Annotated in this window: 13 protein-coding genes and 1 pseudogene; 9 read left to right on the top strand and 5 right to left on the bottom strand. The window is 63.4% G+C overall.

The window, feature by feature from the left end:
• Window positions 1-164, top strand: a pseudogene (locus ACW5W4_RS18300) (IS4 family transposase); the annotation flags it as partial.
• Window positions 165-238: 74 nt separating this feature from the next.
• Here the strand turns inward: ACW5W4_RS18300 and dksA are convergent.
• From dksA to thpR, 3 genes are all read right to left on the bottom strand, one after another.
• Complete coding sequence (gene dksA / locus ACW5W4_RS18295) at window positions 239-688, bottom strand: RNA polymerase-binding protein DksA (RefSeq protein ID WP_041994763.1); 450 nt, start codon at window positions 686-688, stop codon at window positions 239-241.
• A gap of 102 nt (window positions 689-790) precedes the next feature.
• The gene (gene sfsA, locus ACW5W4_RS18290) at window positions 791-1,549 is read right to left on the bottom strand and encodes a DNA/RNA nuclease SfsA (RefSeq protein WP_456690339.1); all 759 of its coding nucleotides are present in this window, start codon (window positions 1,547-1,549) and stop codon (window positions 791-793) included.
• Entirely contained in the window at window positions 1,539-2,069 is a 531-nt protein-coding gene (thpR, locus tag ACW5W4_RS18285; protein WP_456690338.1) for an RNA 2',3'-cyclic phosphodiesterase, read from the bottom strand. The genes sfsA and thpR overlap by 11 nt, the downstream gene beginning before the upstream one ends.
• Before the next feature lie 87 nt (window positions 2,070-2,156).
• On the opposite strand from thpR, the gene hrpB reads away from it, so the two are divergent.
• The 5 genes from hrpB to ACW5W4_RS18260 all read left to right on the top strand — a co-directional run bounded on the left by hrpB (window position 2,157) and on the right by ACW5W4_RS18260 (window position 11,629).
• Entirely contained in the window at window positions 2,157-4,721 is a 2,565-nt protein-coding gene (gene hrpB / locus ACW5W4_RS18280) for an ATP-dependent helicase HrpB (RefSeq protein WP_456690337.1), read from the top strand.
• Window positions 4,722-5,221: 500 nt separating this feature from the next.
• Window positions 5,222-7,534 (top strand): penicillin-binding protein 1B, encoded by a 2,313-nt coding sequence (gene mrcB, locus ACW5W4_RS18275; protein ID WP_456690336.1) that lies wholly within the window; start codon window positions 5,222-5,224, stop codon window positions 7,532-7,534.
• Window positions 7,535-7,578: 44 nt separating this feature from the next.
• Window positions 7,579-7,977, top strand: coding sequence for an SMU1112c/YaeR family gloxylase I-like metalloprotein (gene gloA2 / locus ACW5W4_RS18270; RefSeq protein ID WP_427263085.1), 399 nt, complete (start codon window positions 7,579-7,581; stop codon window positions 7,975-7,977).
• 185 nt (window positions 7,978-8,162) lie between these two features.
• Window positions 8,163-8,840, top strand: coding sequence for an START domain-containing protein (locus ACW5W4_RS18265; protein WP_456690335.1), 678 nt, complete (start codon window positions 8,163-8,165; stop codon window positions 8,838-8,840).
• Window positions 8,841-9,214: 374 nt separating this feature from the next.
• On the top strand, window positions 9,215-11,629 hold the full coding sequence (locus ACW5W4_RS18260; protein WP_456690334.1) for a hypothetical protein: 2,415 nt from the start codon (window positions 9,215-9,217) through the stop codon (window positions 11,627-11,629).
• Window positions 11,630-11,940: 311 nt separating this feature from the next.
• Here the strand turns inward: ACW5W4_RS18260 and ACW5W4_RS18255 are convergent, their stop codons facing one another.
• A complete protein-coding gene (locus tag ACW5W4_RS18255; protein ID WP_456690333.1) occupies window positions 11,941-12,702 on the bottom strand; it encodes a hypothetical protein in 762 nt (253 codons plus the stop codon).
• A gap of 252 nt (window positions 12,703-12,954) precedes the next feature.
• Entirely contained in the window at window positions 12,955-14,244 is a 1,290-nt protein-coding gene (gene hemL, locus ACW5W4_RS18250; RefSeq protein WP_456690332.1) for a glutamate-1-semialdehyde 2,1-aminomutase, read from the bottom strand.
• Window positions 14,245-14,453: 209 nt separating this feature from the next.
• Between hemL and clcA the strand changes: the two genes are divergently transcribed.
• From clcA to erpA, 3 genes are all read left to right on the top strand, one after another.
• Window positions 14,454-15,848, top strand: coding sequence for a H(+)/Cl(-) exchange transporter ClcA (gene clcA / locus ACW5W4_RS18245; protein ID WP_456690331.1), 1,395 nt, complete (start codon window positions 14,454-14,456; stop codon window positions 15,846-15,848).
• Window positions 15,849-15,904: 56 nt separating this feature from the next.
• A complete protein-coding gene (locus tag ACW5W4_RS18240; RefSeq protein WP_456690330.1) occupies window positions 15,905-16,645 on the top strand; it encodes a DUF6776 family protein in 741 nt (246 codons plus the stop codon).
• Between the two features lie 70 nt (window positions 16,646-16,715).
• Window positions 16,716-17,066: an iron-sulfur cluster insertion protein ErpA gene (gene erpA / locus ACW5W4_RS18235; protein ID WP_041994731.1), complete on the top strand. Its 351-nt coding sequence runs from the start codon at window positions 16,716-16,718 to the stop codon at window positions 17,064-17,066.
• The last annotated feature ends 478 nt before the right edge of the window (window positions 17,067-17,544 follow it).

Below are 17,544 nucleotides of genomic sequence, written 5' to 3'. Positions count from 1 at the left end.
TGTCACCGGGGAATATCCCGGGGCGGGTGGCGGAGCTGGAGAAGCAGGCGGGGCAGTTTGTGCTGCCGGCACGAAGAGAGCGAAGTTACCCCCGCTGCGTGAAGCCAAGGCCACAGAAGTACAGTGTGAAAAAAGCCAATAAAAACAATGCCAGTCAGCCTTAACTGACTGGCATTAGAGCAGTGTGCTCCCTTTTCTATTCCAGCCGGGCGAGGGCCCGGACGGTGCAAACGGGGGATCAACCCGCCATCTGTTTCTCTTTGATCTCGGCCAGCGTCTTGCAGTCCACGCACAGATCGGCGGTAGGACGTGCCTCGAGGCGGCGGATGCCGATCTCGATGCCGCAGTGTTCGCAATAACCGAAGTCGTCATCGTCCAGCAGCAGCAAGGTCTTCTCGATCTTCTTGATCAGCTTGCGCTCACGATCGCGGGTGCGCAGTTCGAGGGCAAATTCCTCTTCCTGTGCGGCGCGGTCCACGGGATCCGGGAAGTTGGCAGCCTCATCCTTCATGTGATCGACGGTGCGGTCTACTTCCTGCATCAATTGATTGCGCCAGGCCCCCAGGATCTTGCGGAAATGAGCCTTCTGTTGGTCATTCATGTACTCCTCACCCGGCTTCTCCTGGTAAGGCGCAACTCCCGCAATGGCCAGGGGGCCCAGAGATTTCCTGATTTCGCCTGTTGGCATGCCCTGTCTCCTAATTCAGCACGCAATCGTGCCATCCATAAATTGAGGGCGGTATCTATAGCAGAAGGGTAACGGCTAGGCAAACGAGCAGTGCCAAATATGTTATCCAATCCCACTTTTATCAGCCACACTCGGGTCGCACAAACCAGATTCAAACGGAATAAATCCATCAGGTTCCATGCGCTGCACCCCTAGATGGGGGCGGTAGCATAAAATTTCAACCCCTGCCAACCGAGCCTGCTCAACAAGCTGACTATAGTGCGGATCTATCCAGGCTGCCGGGCGAACCCGAATGATACCCGTGTGCAGCACCATGAACAGCAGCACGGCCCTGTGGCCCGCCGCCTTCATGGCCATCAGCTCGCGCAGGTGCTTGGCGCCCCGTGCCGTCACCGCATCGGGGAAGTAGCCAAGGCCGACCCCCTCCCGCTCGTCGAGCAGGGTCACCGACTTCACCTCTATATAGCAATCCGCCCGGCCCTGGCCCTGCAGCAGGAAGTCGATGCGGCTGTTCTCCTCGCCATACTTCACCTCGGCCTTGAGGGTGTCATAGCCGGAGAGGGGGGCGAGGGCGTCTCGCTCGAGCAGTTCCCGGGTCAGCATGTTGGCCCGGGCTGTGTTGACGCAGATGAGGTGACCGGCCGGGCTCTGGGCTATCTCCCAGCTGTGGGGCAGCTTGCGCTTGGGGTTGTTCGAGGTGGAGTACCAGACCCGGGTGCCCGGGTCGGCACAACCTGTCATGGCGCCGGTATTGGCGCAGTGAATGGTGATCTCCTGGCCATCATCGAGCTGTATGTCGGTGAGGAAGCGCTTGTAGCGGCGCAGCAGCAGGCCGGATTGCAGGGGGGGATCAAATTCCATCTGTGTTTTTTACTCGTGGTCGCAGGGGCCAGCAGGCCAGGGGCTCGTAGCGGACCCCATCCGGGGTCGAGGTGGATTGATAGAGGCAGAACCGGGTGGCCTGCAAGAGAAAGTCGGGAGCCGGGGTGGCGGGGGCCTCCCCTGCCTTGCGCGACAGGGTGACATGGGGGGTATAACCCTGCTCGCCATTGCCAAGGCCGATGCGCTCGCCGTGGCGGCGCAGCGCCCTCGCCAGCACGGTCAGCTCGTTGGGCCAGGCCTGTGGGCCGACCCAGGCCGCCTTGGCCCGGGGAAACCAGCCGGTGCGATCCAGGACGATGGTCAGGGGTGGGCAGTGCTGGCGCGCCCCCGCCGCGAGCAGCTGCTCGCGCTGCTGTTCGCTGGCCTCGCCGAGGAAGGCCAGGGTGAGGTGCAGGTTGGCCTGGGGCACCCCCTGGCCTGGCCAGGAGTGCCGGTCGCGCCAGGTGACGAGGGGCAAACTGATCTCGTCGAGGGGCAGGGCAAAAAAGAGTCGGGACATGCATTTGGGTTCACGCTGATGCCAGGGCCCCATTCTATGGCAGAATAGGCGGCGTTTTTAAGCCAGTTGCAGAAGGTTTTCGCCGCTTTGTCCCCATTACCCATAGTTGCCGTGTTGCCCGATCTGTTCGCCGCCCTGGAGGCGGGGAGCAGCGTGATCCTGCAGGCGCCCCCCGGCGCGGGCAAGTCGACCCTGCTGCCCCTGGAGCTGGTGCGCCAGCAGCGGCTGCCCGGGCGCATCATCATGCTCGAGCCCAGGCGCCTCGCGGCGCGCAATATCGCCAGCTTCCTGGCGCGCCAGCTCGGGGAGAAGGTGGGGGAGCGCATCGGGCTGCGGGTGCGGGGGGAGAGCCGCACCAGTGCGGCCACCCGGCTCGAAATCGTGACCGAGGGGGTGCTGACCCGGATGTTGCAGCAAGACCCCGAGCTGACCGGCGTGTCCCTCGTCATCTTCGACGAATTCCATGAGCGCAGCCTGCATGCCGACACCGCCCTGGCCTTCGCCATCGAGAGCCAGCAGGGGCTGAGGGAGGACCTCAGATTGCTGATCATGTCCGCCACCCTGGAGGGCATGGCCCTCGAGCAGCTGTTGCCGGATGCCCCCGTCATTCGCGCCGAGGGGCGCAGCTTCCCCATCGAGTACCACTACCGTCCCGCCAATCGCCAGCAATGGCTGGAGCCCCAGGTGGGCGCCGTGGTGCTGGAGGCGCTGGCGGCCCGGCCAGGCAGCGCCCTGGTGTTTCTGCCGGGTCAGGGGGAGATAGAGCGGCTCGCCCAGTGGCTGGAGGGGCGGCTGCCGGACGATGTGCGCCTCGCCCCCCTCTATGGCCGCCTCGACATGACGGCGCAGCAGGCCGCCATCGCCCCGGCGGCCGGGGGGCGGGGGCCGCGGGGGGGGGGCCCCCCAGGGGGGCGCCGCGCCCCCCTATTGGGCGGCCTCTACTTGAGGGCGCCGCTGGCCGCCAGCCCCCGGGGGCGGGCGGGCGGGCGCAAGCTGGTGCTCACCACCAATGTGGCGGAGACCTCCCTCACCATAGAGGGGATCGGCATGGTCATCGACAGCGGGCTGGAGCGGCGTGCCAGCTTCGACCTGAGAAGCGGGGTCACCCGGCTGGAGACCCGCCAGATCGCCAAGGCATCCGCCACCCAGCGGGCGGGCCGGGCCGGTCGCCTCGGCCCCGGGGTCTGCTACCGGCTCTGGAGCGCCGAGGTGCAGGAGCGTCTCCCCGAGCAGAGCCCCCCCGATATCCTGACCCAGGAGCTGACCGGTCTGCTGCTCGATGCCGCCCAGTGGGGCGCCAGGGTGGAGAGTCTGCCGTTGCTGGACCAGCCCCCGGCGGCGGCCCTGGCCAGCGCCCGGCTGCTGCTGGTGACCCTGGGGGCCATGACGCCGGGGAGCGAGCAACAGCTGACCCCTGGCGGCAGAGCCATGGCTGCCCTGGGAACCCATCCTCGTCTGGCTCGCCTGTTGCTGCGGGCCAAAGAGCTGGAGGCCGAGGGTCTGACAGGGATTGTCGCCGATGCCGCCTATCTGGTGGCGCTGCTGGAAGAAGATCTGCGAGGATCCGAGCGCCTCGGCGTGCTGTTTCATCGCCGTCAGGGCGCCCTGCGCCAGGGGGCGGCCCGCTGGTTCGAACGCCTCGGGCTCAGGGCTGGCGCCGCGCAGCCCGGTCCCCAGGGCCAGTGGCTCGGCCTGCTCTGCGCCCTCGCCTGGCCGGACCGAATAGGCAAGCTGCGCAGCGGCCATCGTTATCAACTCAGTGGTGGGGTGAGCTGCGATCTGGTAGAAGGTCATCCCTGTCAGGGCGCCCAGGGGTTGGTCGCCGTCGAGATGGGGCAAAATGATCGCGGCAGCCGCATCTTCATCGCCGAGCCGGTCGAACTGGACGAGCTGGTGCGTCAGCTGCCCGAGCTGGTGAGCGAGCGCCAGTGGTTCGACTGGGACGAGCGGGAGGAGCGGGTGCGGGCCGAGCGCCAGCAGGTGATAGGCGAACTGGTGCTCGGCCAGCGGCCCCTGGAGGATCTGTCGGACGAGCAGAAGGGGCGCTGCCTGTTGCAGGGCATTCGCCGCAAGGGGCTGCACGTGCTGCCCTGGGACGAGGGCAGCGAGGGGCTGCTGGCCCGATTGCGCTGCGCGGCCGACTGGCTGGCGGACGAAGGCTGGCCCGCCATGGACGACGAGAGTCTGCTGGCGCGCCTCGAGGAGTGGCTGCTGCCGGCCCTGAGCGGCATGACCCGGCTGGAGCAGCTCAAGAGGCTCAACCTCTCCGAGCTGCTGCGCCAGTCCCTGCCCTGGCCCTTGCCCAGGCGGCTGGACGAGGCGCTGCCGAGTCACTTCTCCGCCCCTACCGGCAGCCGGGTGCGGATCCGTTATCAGCCGGGCCAGGCCCCGGTGATCCCGGTGCGCATCCAGGAGATGTTCGGTCAGGCCAGCACGCCCTGCGTGGCCGATGGCCGGGTGGCCCTGGTGGTGGAGCTGCTCTCCCCGGCCCAGCGACCGTTGCAGATCACCGCCGATCTCGGCGCCTTCTGGGCGGGCTCCTACGAGCAGGTGAAGAAAGAGATGAAGGGGCGCTATCCCCGCCACTACTGGCCTGACAACCCGCTTGAGGCCATGCCGACCCGGGTGACCAAGAAGAAGATGGGGCTCTAGCCGGAAAAGACTCAAGAGAGGTCATGCCGAGCCCATGTCGTGACCAAGAAGAAGATGGGGCTCTAGCCGGAAAAGACGCAGGGGAGGCCATGCCGAGCCCATGTCGTGACCAAGAAGAAGATGGGGCTCTAGCTGGAAAAGATTCAAGAGAGGTCATGCCGAGCCCCATGTCGTGACCAAGAAGAAGATGGGACTCTAGTCAGAATACTCAGAGCACCAAGACGCAGGGGAGGCCATGCCGAACCCCATGCCGTCACCAAGAAGAGGGGGCTCTCGCCAGCACAGCCAGAGCACCAGAAAGGCCCGGCGGGGCCGTGAGCCGCAGGAGGGTGGGCCGCCGCAGTGCGGGCACCCATCCCAGCGCCGGGACAAACCCCCGGCGAGCGACAACAGAACAAGAGGTGAGCCCGGCATCCAGGCCGGCTCAGGCACGGTCGGCGGCATGGCCGACCGTTTACTCCGTCGGCAACGGCGACATAACGACATAGAGAAGAGGAACCATGGCAACCCAACGACGCAAGCGCACCCCGAAGAAGGCGGCGCCCAAACGCACCCTCTGGCGCACGCTGTTCTGGCTTGGCTTCAAGCTCTCCCTGGTGGTTGCCGCCTTCCTGGTGGTCTTTGGCATCTATCTGGATACCAAGGTGCGCGAGCGCTTCGATGGCGAGAAGTGGCAACTGCCGGTCATGGTCTACAGCCGCCCGCTGGAGCTCTACCCGGGGCAGCGACTGTCGCGGGATCAGATGCTGCGCGAGCTCAAGATGCTGAGCTACAAGCCGGTGCGCCAGCCCCATACCCCGGGTGAATACAGGGTGGAGGGCAATACCATAGAGCTGGTGCGCCGGCCGTTCGACTTCTATGACGGCGCCGACAAGGCGCGTGCCATGCGCCTCTCCTTCAACGGACCCCGGCTGGACAAGATCCAGTCCATGGAGAACCAGCGTCAGCTGGGGTATGCCCAGATGGACCCCGTGCTGCTGGACAGGCTCAATCCCGAAGGGCGGGAGGATCGCCTGCTGGTGCGCCTGGCGGAGGTGCCCGACAGCCTGCTCATCACCCTGCTCACCACGGAAGACAGAGACTTCTATCAGCACGGGGGCGTCAGCCCGGTGGCCATCATGCGCGCCATGGCGGCCAACCTGCTGGCGGGCCGCACGGTGCAGGGGGGCAGTACCCTCACCCAGCAGCTGGCCAAGAACTTCTTCCTGACCCGGGAGCGCAGCCTGTGGCGCAAGCTGCAGGAGGCCTACATGGCGGTGCTGATTGACTACCGCTACAGCAAGGACGAGATCCTGGAGGCCTACCTCAACGAGGTCTATCTGGGGCAGAACTTCTCGCAAGGGGTCTACGGCTTCGGGCTGGCCTCCTACTTCTATTTCGGGGTGCCGGTCAACGAGTTGGACATCGATCAGGTCGCCCTGCTGGTGGGGCTGGTGAAGGGGCCCTCCTATTACGATCCCTGGCGCTATCCGGAGCGGGCCAAGGCGCGCCGGGATCTGGTGCTCAAACTGCTGGCGGATCACGGCAGCCTGACCCAGCCCGAGTACCAGCTTGCCAGCAAGCAGCCGCTCGGCATCATCACCCGGGGCAAGATGAGCTATGGCCGCACCCCGGCCTTCATGAACCTGCTCAAGCGCGAGGTGCAGAGTCGCTTCGGCGGGGATCTGCTCAGCCAGTCCGGCCTCAAGATCTTCACCAGCCTGGATCCCATCGCCCAGCACGCCGCCGAGCAGGCGGTGGAGTCGGGTCTGGCCACCATAGAGAAGCAGCGGGGCAAGAAGAAGCTGGAGGCGGCCATGGTGGTCTCCGACTGGCGCAAGGGGGAGGTGGTCGCCCTGGTGGGGGGACGGGATCCCCGCTACGCCGGCTTCAACCGTGCCCTGGATGCCCGTCGTCAGATAGGCTCCCTGGTCAAGCCGGCCGTCTATCTCACCGGTCTCTCCAGCGGCCTGACCCTGGGCACGCCGCTCAAGGATCAGCCCATCCGCATTCGCGGCAAGGATGGCCAGCTGTGGACGCCCCAGAACTATGACCGCAAGTTCCGCCAGAGCGTGCCCCTGATGGAGGCGCTGGCCCACTCCCTCAACGTGCCCACGGTCAACCTGGGCTTGCAGGTGGGACTGGACAAGGTGGTCGATACCCTGCACAAGCTGGGGGTCGAGCAGGAGATCCAGCCCTATCCCTCCCTGGTGCTGGGGGCGGTGGCGCTCTCGCCCATGGAGGTGAACCAGATGTATCTGCCCATCGCCAACCAGGGCCTGACCCAGCCGCTGTCGGCCATTCGCGCCGTGGTGGGAGGGGATGGCAAGCTGGTGTATCAGCATGATCAGAGCGCCAAGCGGGTCGCGGATCAGGATGCCAGCTGGCTCACCCTGTTCGCCATGACCAAGACGGTGAGCGAGGGCACGGCGCGCTCCCTCACCGCCCGCTTCCCGGGCATCACCATGGCGGGTAAGACGGGCACCACCAACGAGCTGAGGGACTCCTGGTTCGCCGGCATGGACAACAGCGAGCTGGTCAGCGTCTGGGTCGGTCGGGATGACAACACCCCGGCGGGTCTGACCGGTTCCAGCGGTGCGCTCCAGCTGTTCAGCGGCTACCTGGGTCAGCGGGGCGTCAACAGCCTGACCCTCAACATGCCCAAGGGGGTGAGTTGGGCCAGCTTCGCCCGCGCCAGCGGCACCCGGGTCTCGGCCAACTGCCCTGGCAGCCTGCAGGTACCGGCCAAGCTGGCCAGCCTGCCGGCCCCCGCCAGTTGTGGTGGCAGCCCGGACAGCGCCCTGGATCAGTGGTTCAGCGGTTTCTTCAACTAACCTGTGATGGGCTGCGGCGGCAGCCCATTTTTGTAGGAGTCTTCATGGGTTCATCCTTGCTTGGCGGTATCCACCATCTGGCCATCATCGCCAGCGACTATCAAATCTCCCGGCGCTTCTATCACGAGGTGCTGGGACTGCCCATCATCAACGAGACCCTGCGCGAGGCACGGCAATCCTGGAAGCTGGATCTGGCTCTGCCAGATGGCAGCCAGATAGAGCTGTTCAGCTTCCCGTCCCCCCCGGCGCGGCCGAACCGGCCAGAGGCATGCGGTCTGCGCCATCTGGCGTTCCGGGTGCCGGCCCTGGCGCCCGTGCTGGCCCACCTCGAGGCCCACGGCATCGCGGTGGAGCCGGTCCGGGTCGATGAGCTGACCGGCTGCCGCTTCACCTTCTTCGCCGATCCCGATGGCCTGCCCCTTGAACTGGTGGAGCAGCCCTGAGCGGCATATAAAGCGCATTGAACGATCCACAGCGCCCTGGTGACAGGCGCTCCAGCCAGGGGGAGACGGCGCCAGCGCGGCGCACTCCATCCCCATTCGAAACAAGGGATAGCGCCGGCCGGCGAGGGCTGGCAGAGCCGGGCGATGAACCCGCCCCAGGGGCGATACCGGATCAGGAGAAGCGGATGACAAGAGGGAGCTTGAGGCGCGGAGCCGTCCTGCTGGGGTGGCTGCTGCTGAGCCTGCTGCCAGGCCCCGGGGCCTGGGCCGCCTCCGACTGGGCGCTGGTGCGGGAGCAGGGCCCCGTCCGGCTCTGGGCCAGAGCCCATCCCCCCGGCCCCTTCCAGGCCCTCAGGCTGGAGATGCGGGTAGCGGCAAGGCCTGCCGCCCTGCTGGCGGTGCTGCGGGACACGGCCAATCACAGCCAGTGGTTGCCGGGCAGCCGGGAGGTGCGACTGCTCGCCAGGCCGACGCCCCTGGAGGATCTGGTCTACATCCGGTTGGCGGCGCCCTGGCCTGCAAGAGACAGGGAGCTCATCACCCGCTCCCGCCTCGAGTGGCTGCCCGGTTGCGGCTTGCGCCTGCGGGTCTGGGCCGACGCCGATGCGCTGCCTCCGACCCCGGGACTGATGCGGATCCGCGCGAGCCAGGGGCTGTGGCAGGCGACGCCGCTCGGGGCGGGGGAGAGCCTCATTCGCCTCGAAACCTACACCCATCCCGGGGGCCAGCTGCCGGGTTGGCTGGTCAATCGGGTCGCCGCCAGCTCCGCCTTCGAGAGTTTCCTGGCGATTCATTCCCTGATGCCACGGGTGAATGCCCAGGCGGTTGCAGTGGCTGAGGCTAATTGTGCTAAAAATCAATAGAGGATTGAGATAAGCGGCTGATATTTTTGATTATATTGGTTGTAAAGTTAATGAATAAATATTGTAACCAGTTTAATTCTCCTCTTATCAGTGCATTAGATGCAGTGGGGACTCAGGCGGTCTCAGTGTTGACGGGTGGCCTCTCCATCCTGACCTAGAGTCCTAAAGACGTCGAGTTCAGGCTCGGCAGTTGAGTCTGGCATCGGCACTGTCGCAAAGGTGGTTACCCCGACTCCAGGTTCTGCATCGGCAGGGCCTCAAGGTGGTCAATGAAGATCGCCTGTCATAACGCTGCTCTCCCGGTCAAGGTCGGGGAGCCCATTGTCTATGTACCCTCATGCGCTTGGTGCAGACAGTTGTCCAAGGATCGAGTTATGAAGGGTCTAACCCAATCGTTCACCCCATTGCGGACCGCCTGTGCCGCAGCCCTGCTCATGTGTCATCCCGCCACTGCCAATATCTGGGTCAACAGTGATGCCGATGTCATGGCGGCAGGGGTCAATCTCAATCAACAGGTGTGTATGGCCGATGCCTATATCAAGGCAGGAGGGAAGGGAATGTCCAATGTCATTGGCGAATCCCTGAACTGTACGGCAAACGATGTGGCTATCACCCAGGTGGTCCCGACCAACCCGACCCAGGAGTGTACCCTGGGCGAGGTATTCACCTTCAACGCGAATGTGACCGTCAGTGCCAATGCTTCCGAGCGTTGGGATACCACCTTCTATCTGCCCCTCAATGGCATGAGCCCACAGCTGATACAGGGAGCCAATGCCCAAAATTGCAGCCTGGTCATCCCCAAACCGGGTGAGGAGGGGGCTTCCCAACTCGATGGTGACCAGTGTGGGGATATCAAGAAGGCGGAGCTGACCAATGGCCTCTATGTCCTGCAAAACGAGCCCATCACCATGCAGTGCGTGGATGCGGACGGGGACAACAGGGCCGATTTCAGCTATTGCGCGGCCTGGGACAACATCTCCCGCAACAACTGTACGCTGGCGGCGGATCCCGTGGTGGGCCAGGTGCCCAACAACAAGTCGAAATGCAACTGTGACACCTTCAACATCGCCGTCTTCATCAAGCCCAAGCCCCCCACCATCAGCAAGGTCTTGATAGGATCAGATCAAGCGAGTGAGCCCGAGGGTAGCTTCAAGTACCAGCTGACCATGACCAAGGACGCTGGGCCTGCGGATCTGGTGGTGACCGGCCTGCGTGACATAGTGCGCTCCAGCACGGATGCAGGGGTCTTCGCGGACTTCGATCTGAGTAGCGCCAGTGATGTGACCGCGGGCAACCTGACACTGCTTGGCACCCATCCTGACAACAGCTGTGATGATCTGAGTCTGCCTCAGACGCTCACTACCGCATCCCCCAGCCTGTCGTGCGTGCTGGTGATGCAGGTGAAAGATGAGGACTTGCCCGATGATGGCTCGCCCGAACTCTATCAGGACTTTGTCCGGGCCATGACCGAGGACGTCAAGGGAAACCCCATCGGCAACAGTCAGTGCGACCCGACCGATGGAGACTCGACCAACGACAGCGGCAATTGCTCCAATGTGGTCACCGTCAAGATGCTCAATGTGGATCCTGTCCTGGCCATCACCAAGCAGCCCATGACGGGCCCGGGCCTGCGCCAGGTTGGCGGCGCCTGGTTTATCGATGAGCCGGGAAATGTGACCTATGAGGTAGTCATCAGCAATAACAGCCCGGTCGATGCCGTCCTGCTGAGCTCTCTGGTGGACACGGCGATTGCGGATCTGCTGGCCGATAGTTCGGGCACCCCTGCCTGTAGCGATGGCAATGGCATGACCCTCGCCAAGGGGGGCAGCTTCGTCTGCCGGTACGTGACCAATGTCTCGATGGGACAGGGGGATACCTATGCCAACACTGTGACGGTGGCAGGCAAGGATAACGAGGAGCGGCCGGCTGGAGACAGCGCCATGGCGGCGATCACCCTGGCGACCCCCTCCATCGTCCTGGTCAAGGAGGTCGCAGCCTTCACGGGCGGGGATCTCGATGCCGTGGCCGGGTTCGCCGAAGAGGCCAATGTCAGCGAGCCGGGTGGTCAGGTGGTCTATCGCTTCACCATCACCAATAGCAACGACCTGACCCAGGAGGATTTGACCCTCAGTGAGTTCAGCGATGATGTGCTGTTTGCCAGCGCGCGTGCCAGCCCGTCGGCGACCCAGCGCAGTGATGAGTGTGACTTCACCGTTATGGTCGCCTTTGGGACGCCTTATCAGTGCACACTGGTGGCCGATGTCACCGGCAATGCCACCGGTGAGGCGACCCTGGTCAATACGGCCCAGGTCAAGGCAATGGCCCCCAATGGTACGGAGGTGACCTCCAACCAGGACATGGCCACGGTCAACTTCCAGAATGTGCTCCCCACCATGGCGACCGATTTCGCCCTGACGGCCACTGTCTTCATCAAGGTGAAAAATACCACCTTCGAAGACATTCACCTGACCTCCCTCAAACTGCTGGGCGTGACGGTGGACGATGGTACCTTCATCGGGGCGACCGGCTTCCTCATCAGAAATGCTGGTGGAGAGTTTGGAGTCTTCACTCCGGGGGCTTGCCCGGAACCTGCCTATAGCCTGACTCTGGCGCCGGATGCTGAGTTCAGCTGTGCCTTCAGCGTCGAGTTTGCCCAGGTCTATACCCCGGAGCAGTTCAATACCTTCATCGCCAATATCGTCAGTGGCGATGCGGTGATCATTGAATTTGCCGACGAGGAGGGCAGTACCGTCAGTGCGGATGCGGCAGTCGAGATCACCACGCCATAAGTGAACAGGATGCCTCCTTAGCCCCGGCCTTGTGCCGGGGTTTTTTCTGCCCACGGCAGGCTTTTGGCGGAATGCGGGTCGTCTGGCGCAATGAAAAAGCGAGCCGGCATACACCGGCTCGCTTTGGGCTTGGGCTCATCGGCAACAGTGGTCGTCGCGAAATGACCAGGGGTGAGTCGATGAGGCGAGGGACGGGCCCCCGATCACAAGTAATAGCAGAGTCGTTCGGCTTCTTCCCCTCTTGCTGCAGGCATTGAGTGAGCCGCAGAACGGGCTCCTCTCCGGGCCCATCTTCACGTGGTGTCATGGCGTTACTTGTCTGGCTGGGTCGGGCGCAGGCTCGCCTGCACCAGGGCCGCCTCCGCCCGGGCGCCGAGGAAGACATAGAGGCCCAGCCCCACCAGCAGGCCCACGGCGCAGGCCATCACCCCCACCGCGGGCCAGAGCAGCTCGGTCTGGCCGAGGGAGCCCTTGAACAGCAGCAACAGCCCCTCGATGGAGACGGCGATCAGGATGGCGGCGATGAAGCGGGTGATGGTGCGGCGGATGGCGCTGTGGCGAAAGATGTCCTTATGAAGCAACACCTCCTCTTCCAGTATGGTCTTGCCCAGATCGAACACTGCCAGCGCCAGGGTCAGGAAGATGATGGCGCTGAAGGCGCCGAGCCGGTTGCGGCTCTCGCCACAGGCGAGCAGGTAGAGCTCGTGCAGGCCATGCCAGATCAGGCTGGCGACGATGAGAAACAGCGCCACGCTGAGCAGCACATAGACCAGCTTGAACCAGGGGGTGAGCTTGCGGCGCTGTTTGTCCCCCATCAGCCAGGCGATCAGCTCCTGCAGGTCGAGGGTGATGAGGCGCCCTTCCCCCTGCACCTGAAGGTGCAGCGCTCCCTGGGCGGTGGGGTAGGGGGGCAGTATGGTGACGGGCCCCGCCTGGCGGGCCGTGGCCAGCACGAAGGGATAACGTGCCAGCGTCTTGTCCGGATGCTGGAGCAGACCGAGCATCAGCAGGTGCAGCTCGGGTTCGTACTCCTGATAGCGGCGAATGAGGTCGATGGGGCTCATATTGGCCATGGGAACCTCCTGAGGGTTGCCGAGAGACTGGGTCTTGCACTGAGGTAGCAAGTTACGGGCCCATATTGATGGTCCGACATGACGCCCGTGTGGCAGCTGGGTGAGGCGTCCCTGTAGCAATTTGGGGCAAGGCGCCGCGTTGGCACCAGTTTGGTGCAAGGAGGGGCAGGGAATGGGGTGGCCCGGGCGTTCGCCCGGTTCAGATTAAAAAGGGGCCGAGTGGCCCCATTTTTATGCGGCTATCCGCGCGGATCAGGCCTGAGCCAGCTTGGCGAAGCAGCGATCCGCCGCCGCCAGGGTGTGGGCTATCTCCTGCTCGCCGTGGGCCAGGGAGAGGAAGCCGGCCTCGTAGGCGCTCGGCGCCAGGTAGATCCCCTCTTCCAGCATGAGGTGATAGAAGCGTTTGAAGCGCGCCATGTCGCAGCGCTTGACCTGATCAAAGCGGCTGATCTCGGCCTCGTCGGTGAAGAAGAAGCCGAACATGCCCCCTACATAAGTGATGGCGAGGGGGATGCCGTGTTTGGTCGCTGCGGCCTTGAGCCCTTCGGCGACGGCGGCGGTCTTCTCGGCCAGCTGCTGGTGCAGGCCGGGGGCTTGCAGCAGATCCAGCATGGCGAGCCCGGCGGCCATGGCGACCGGGTTGCCGGAGAGGGTGCCGGCCTGATAGACGGGGCCGGTCGGCGCTATGTGCTGCATCACCTTCTTCTTGCCACCGAAGGCACCTACCGGCATGCCGGCACCGATGATCTTGCCGAGGGTGGTCAGGTCGGGATCCACCCCGTAGTGGGCCTGGGCGCCGCCGAGGGCGACACGAAATCCAGTCATCACCTCATCGAGGATCAGCAGGGCGCCAAACTCGTCGCAGATGGCGCGCAGCCCTTGCAGGAAGCCGGGCAGGGGCGGAATGCAGTTCATGTTGCCCGCCACCGGCTCGACGATGATGCAGGCGATCTCGTCGCCATACTGGGCGAAGGCACCCCGTACCGAGTCCAGATCGTTGTAGACGCAGGTGAGAGTGTGCTTGGCGAAATCGGCGGGGACGCCCGGGCTGTTGGGCTGGCCCAGGGTGAGGGCGCCGGAGCCGGCCTTGACCAGCAGGGAGTCGGCATGACCGTGGTAGCAGCCTTCGAACTTCACTATCTTGTCGCGACCGGTGTAGCCACGGGCCAGACGGATGGCGCTCATGGTCGCCTCCGTGCCCGAGTTGACCATGCGTACCTGCTCCATGGAAGGCACCAGCTCGCGCACCTTCTGGGCCATCCGCACTTCGATCTCGGTGGGGGCGCCGTAGCTGAGCCCCTTCTCGACCGCGGCAATGACGGCGGCCTTGATGGTCGGATGATTGTGACCCAGCAGCATGGGGCCCCAGGAGCCTATGTAATCGACATAGGATTTGCCATCCACATCATAGAGATAGGCGCCGTCTGCGCGCTCGATGAAGAGGGGGGTGCCGCCCACGCCGTTGAAGGCGCGTACCGGTGAGTTGACGCCGCCGGGAATGGTCTGGCAGGCCTGTTCAAACAGCTGATCTGATTTTGACATGGATCATCCTTAATGGGATTTTGACCGTCACTGCAAGGGGACGAGGCGGATCCAGGCTCGGCAGTCGCGCCTCGACAGGGTATGCTCATGCTTCTCGCAACCCGGCGCACTCAGGTGCCCAGTGACATTTAAACGGGCCGACTATAGCAGAAAGCCCTCTGGTGGGCAGCAAGCCGGGTCTTATCCAACCGTAGGCAACGGGTTTTCTCATGGCGCAAGACAGCCTCTTTTCATCTGATCCGGTACCGGCCGGCTCCCACAATCGACTGGTGCGACGGCTCATTCAACAGGACAAGATGCCGCTCTGGGTGCTGCTGCTCGCCGCCATCGTCGGCATCCTGGCAGGCCTGGTATGCGGGCTGTTTGAATCCGGCGTCAGCTGGGTGATAGCGCAGCGTGGTCTGCTGCTGGCGGATCGTCCCTGGTGGCAGCTGCTGCTGATGGGGTTCGCCATCAGCGCCCTGCTCGGCATGGTGGGCTATTTTCTGACCCACGCCTTCGCTCCCGAGGCTGGAGGATCCGGCATTCCCGAGATTGAGGGCGCCATGGAGGATCTGCGGCCGGTGCGATGGTGGCGGGTGCTGCCGGTCAAGTTCTTCGGGGGCATCTGCACCCTGAGCTCCGGCATGGTGCTCGGCCGTGAGGGACCATCGGTCCAGATCGGTGGCAATGTCGGCAAGATGGTGGCCGATCTCTTCCGGCTGCCCAAGGAGCATGGTCATGCCCTGCTGGCCGCCGGGGCCGCCGGGGGGCTGGCGGCGGCCTTCAATGCGCCGCTGGCTGGCATACTGTTCGTGATGGAGGAGATGCGTCCCCAGTTTCGCTACTCCTTTCTCGCCATCAAGGCGGTCGCCATCTCGGCCGTGATGGCGACCCTGACCCTGCAGAACATGAAGGGACAGCACCCCGTCATCGCCCTGCCTCACTATGATGCCCCGGCCCTCAAGGCACTCTGGCTCTTCCTCTTCATGGGGGCGGCGTTCGGGGTGCTGGGTTTCGTCTTCAACAAGCTGGTGCTGGCCTGTCAGGATGGCTATCTGGCCCTGCATCAGAACAAGCGCCACCGTTTCGTGGCCATCGGCATGCTGGTGGCGGGCACCTTCGGCGTGCTGTCGCTCTTCGTCCCTTCGGTGACGGGCGGAGGCATCGAGCTGATCCCTCGCTTGATGGATGGCGAGTATGCGATGGCCACCCTGTTTCTCATCTTTTCGGTGCGGCTGGTGGCGACCCTGGTCTGCTTCTGCTCGGGGGCGCCGGGAGGGGTGTTCGCCCCGACCCTGGCGCTGGGTACCCTGTTCGGACTGGTCTTTGGCTACCTCTTTCATGCCGCCTTTCCCGAGCTTGGCATAGAGCCGGGGGCCTTCGCCGTCGCTGGCATGGGGGCCCTGTTCGCGGCGACCGTGCGCGCCCCCGTGACCGGGATAGTGCTGGTCACCGAGATGACCGACAACTATCAGCTCATCTTGCCCATGATGATCACCACCATAGGGGCCACCATAGTGGCGCAATGGCTGGGGGGACGCCCTCTCTATTCCCAGATCCTGGAGCGCACCCTGCGCATGGCAGAGCGGCTGCGTCTCGCCGACAACAGCAAGACGGCCTGACTGTTGCGATCGATGCTCATATATAGTCAGAACAGAGGAGTGCCAGACGAGGTGATATGCCCATGAGACAGAAGTGGCTACTGCTTGGGACGCTTGTCCTCGGATTGTTGGGCGGATATCTTCTCGGCAATCGCCAGGAGCTGGCCCAGAGCAGCCTGCTCGAGGTACAACAGCAGACCCTGGCGCGCCAGACCGAGGCCATCGCCAGGCTCGAATCCGAACTCGGGATCAAGGAGACCCGGCTCGCCACCCAGCAGGCGGCCTTCGAGCAACTGCAGCAACTGCTCAAATCCCAGGAGACACAAACCCAGGAGCTGAAACGTCAGCTGGCCTTCTTCGAACGGATCATGCGCCCGCAAGGGGAGCAGAACGGCGTGGTCATCGACAATCTGACGGTGCAAGAGAGCAACGTGGCCAACCGTTACCACTACCGCCTGGCACTGACCCAGCCCGCCAAGCAGCGGGAGCTGTTTCGCGGCCAGGTCCAGATACGGATAGAAGGCAGCCAGGATGGTCAGCCCAGGAGTCTGGCGGAGCGGGATCTGCAGATGAAGGCGGGGGCGGGACGCTACTCCCTGCGCTACTTTCAGCTGCTGGAAGGGGATTGGCAGCTGCCGGAAGGATTCGTCCCGGATCGGGTGCGGATCACCATAGGAAAAAACGGCCGTCAGCCCGAGCAGGAGCTGCTGGTAGAATGGAGCCAGGTGCTCAAACCCCTATTGGGTACCCCGAGCGAGCAGACCCCGGCAGGGGCGACCACCATCCAGCCCGGTGAGGTTGGCTTGGTGAATACTTGAACTAAATGGTCGGGTATTGGATAATTTCGCGGTTTCCATGTTTGTGGATGTCATGGTTGTGAGGTCAGTAATGAGTGCAGTAGCAGAAGCCCCGTTGCCAATCCAGATGACGGATGCGGCGGCAAAGAAGGTGAAGACCCTGATCACCGAAGAGGAAAACCCCGAGCTCAAGTTGCGGGTATATATCACGGGCGGTGGCTGCTCTGGCTTCCAATATGGTTTTACCTTCGATGAGAAGATCAATGAAGGTGACACCGTGGTGGAGAAGAACGGTGTCACCATGGTGATCGATCCCATGAGCCTGCAGTATCTGGTCGGCGGCAGCGTCGACTACAGCGAGGGCCTGGAGGGATCGCGTTTCCTGGTGACGAACCCGAATGCCACCACCACCTGTGGTTGTGGCTCCAGTTTCTCCATCTAACGCACGCTGTCATGCAAAGAAGGGCCTCCAGGGGCCCTTCTTTGCATCTGCCAGGAACGTGAACAGGATGCCGCTCTGATCTCGACAGCCACCATTTCGGCGAGGGGTCAGACCAGGAAGCGTTGGTTAAAGGCTCCAATGGATCTTGTTGCGGCAGATTTCATCAAAATCTGTTCAATATTCAAACGGTGTTGTGATTTATCAAATAAACATGCAATTTATGCTTGCCATCACACTCCGGCTCCCTATAATGCGACCCCATCAGCACGGCGCAGTGCGCGGCTGGTCTGGCTTGCAAAGCAACCCAGTGAGGGTTATAGTTTCAGACCCTGCTCTTTAACAATTTGAATCAAGCAATCTGTGTGGGCACTCACAGCATCGAACATTAAACAATTTTGTTGATTTTCAATGTCTGGTGAAGTGACCAAGACGATTTCTTAGCAATAAGAAGTCGAACAGTTTATTTCAGCAATTCATT

Source organism: Aeromonas crassostreae (genome assembly GCF_054052445.1).
Note: the sequence above shows the minus strand (reverse complement) of the source record. Positions and strands in the feature narration are given on the sequence as shown.

Excerpts from the sequence above, each read along its gene's own strand:
- ACW5W4_RS18260 (WP_456690334.1), top strand. The coding sequence starts at position 9,215 with ATGAAGGGTCTAACCCAATCGTTCACCCCATTGCGGACCGCCTGTGCC.
- ACW5W4_RS18255 (WP_456690333.1), bottom strand. The coding sequence starts at position 12,702 with ATGGCCAATATGAGCCCCATCGACCTCATTCGCCGCTATCAGGAGTAC.
- hemL (WP_456690332.1), bottom strand. The coding sequence starts at position 14,244 with ATGTCAAAATCAGATCAGCTGTTTGAACAGGCCTGCCAGACCATTCCC.
- ACW5W4_RS18265 (WP_456690335.1), top strand. The coding sequence starts at position 8,163 with ATGACAAGAGGGAGCTTGAGGCGCGGAGCCGTCCTGCTGGGGTGGCTG.
- sfsA (WP_456690339.1), bottom strand. The coding sequence starts at position 1,549 with ATGGAATTTGATCCCCCCCTGCAATCCGGCCTGCTGCTGCGCCGCTAC.
- clcA (WP_456690331.1), top strand. The coding sequence starts at position 14,454 with ATGGCGCAAGACAGCCTCTTTTCATCTGATCCGGTACCGGCCGGCTCC.
- dksA (WP_041994763.1), bottom strand. The coding sequence starts at position 688 with ATGCCAACAGGCGAAATCAGGAAATCTCTGGGCCCCCTGGCCATTGCG.
- gloA2 (WP_427263085.1), top strand. The coding sequence starts at position 7,579 with ATGGGTTCATCCTTGCTTGGCGGTATCCACCATCTGGCCATCATCGCC.
- ACW5W4_RS18240 (WP_456690330.1), top strand. The coding sequence starts at position 15,905 with ATGCCCATGAGACAGAAGTGGCTACTGCTTGGGACGCTTGTCCTCGGA.
- mrcB (WP_456690336.1), top strand. The coding sequence starts at position 5,222 with ATGGCAACCCAACGACGCAAGCGCACCCCGAAGAAGGCGGCGCCCAAA.
- thpR (WP_456690338.1), bottom strand. The coding sequence starts at position 2,069 with ATGTCCCGACTCTTTTTTGCCCTGCCCCTCGACGAGATCAGTTTGCCC.
- erpA (WP_041994731.1), top strand. The coding sequence starts at position 16,716 with ATGAGTGCAGTAGCAGAAGCCCCGTTGCCAATCCAGATGACGGATGCG.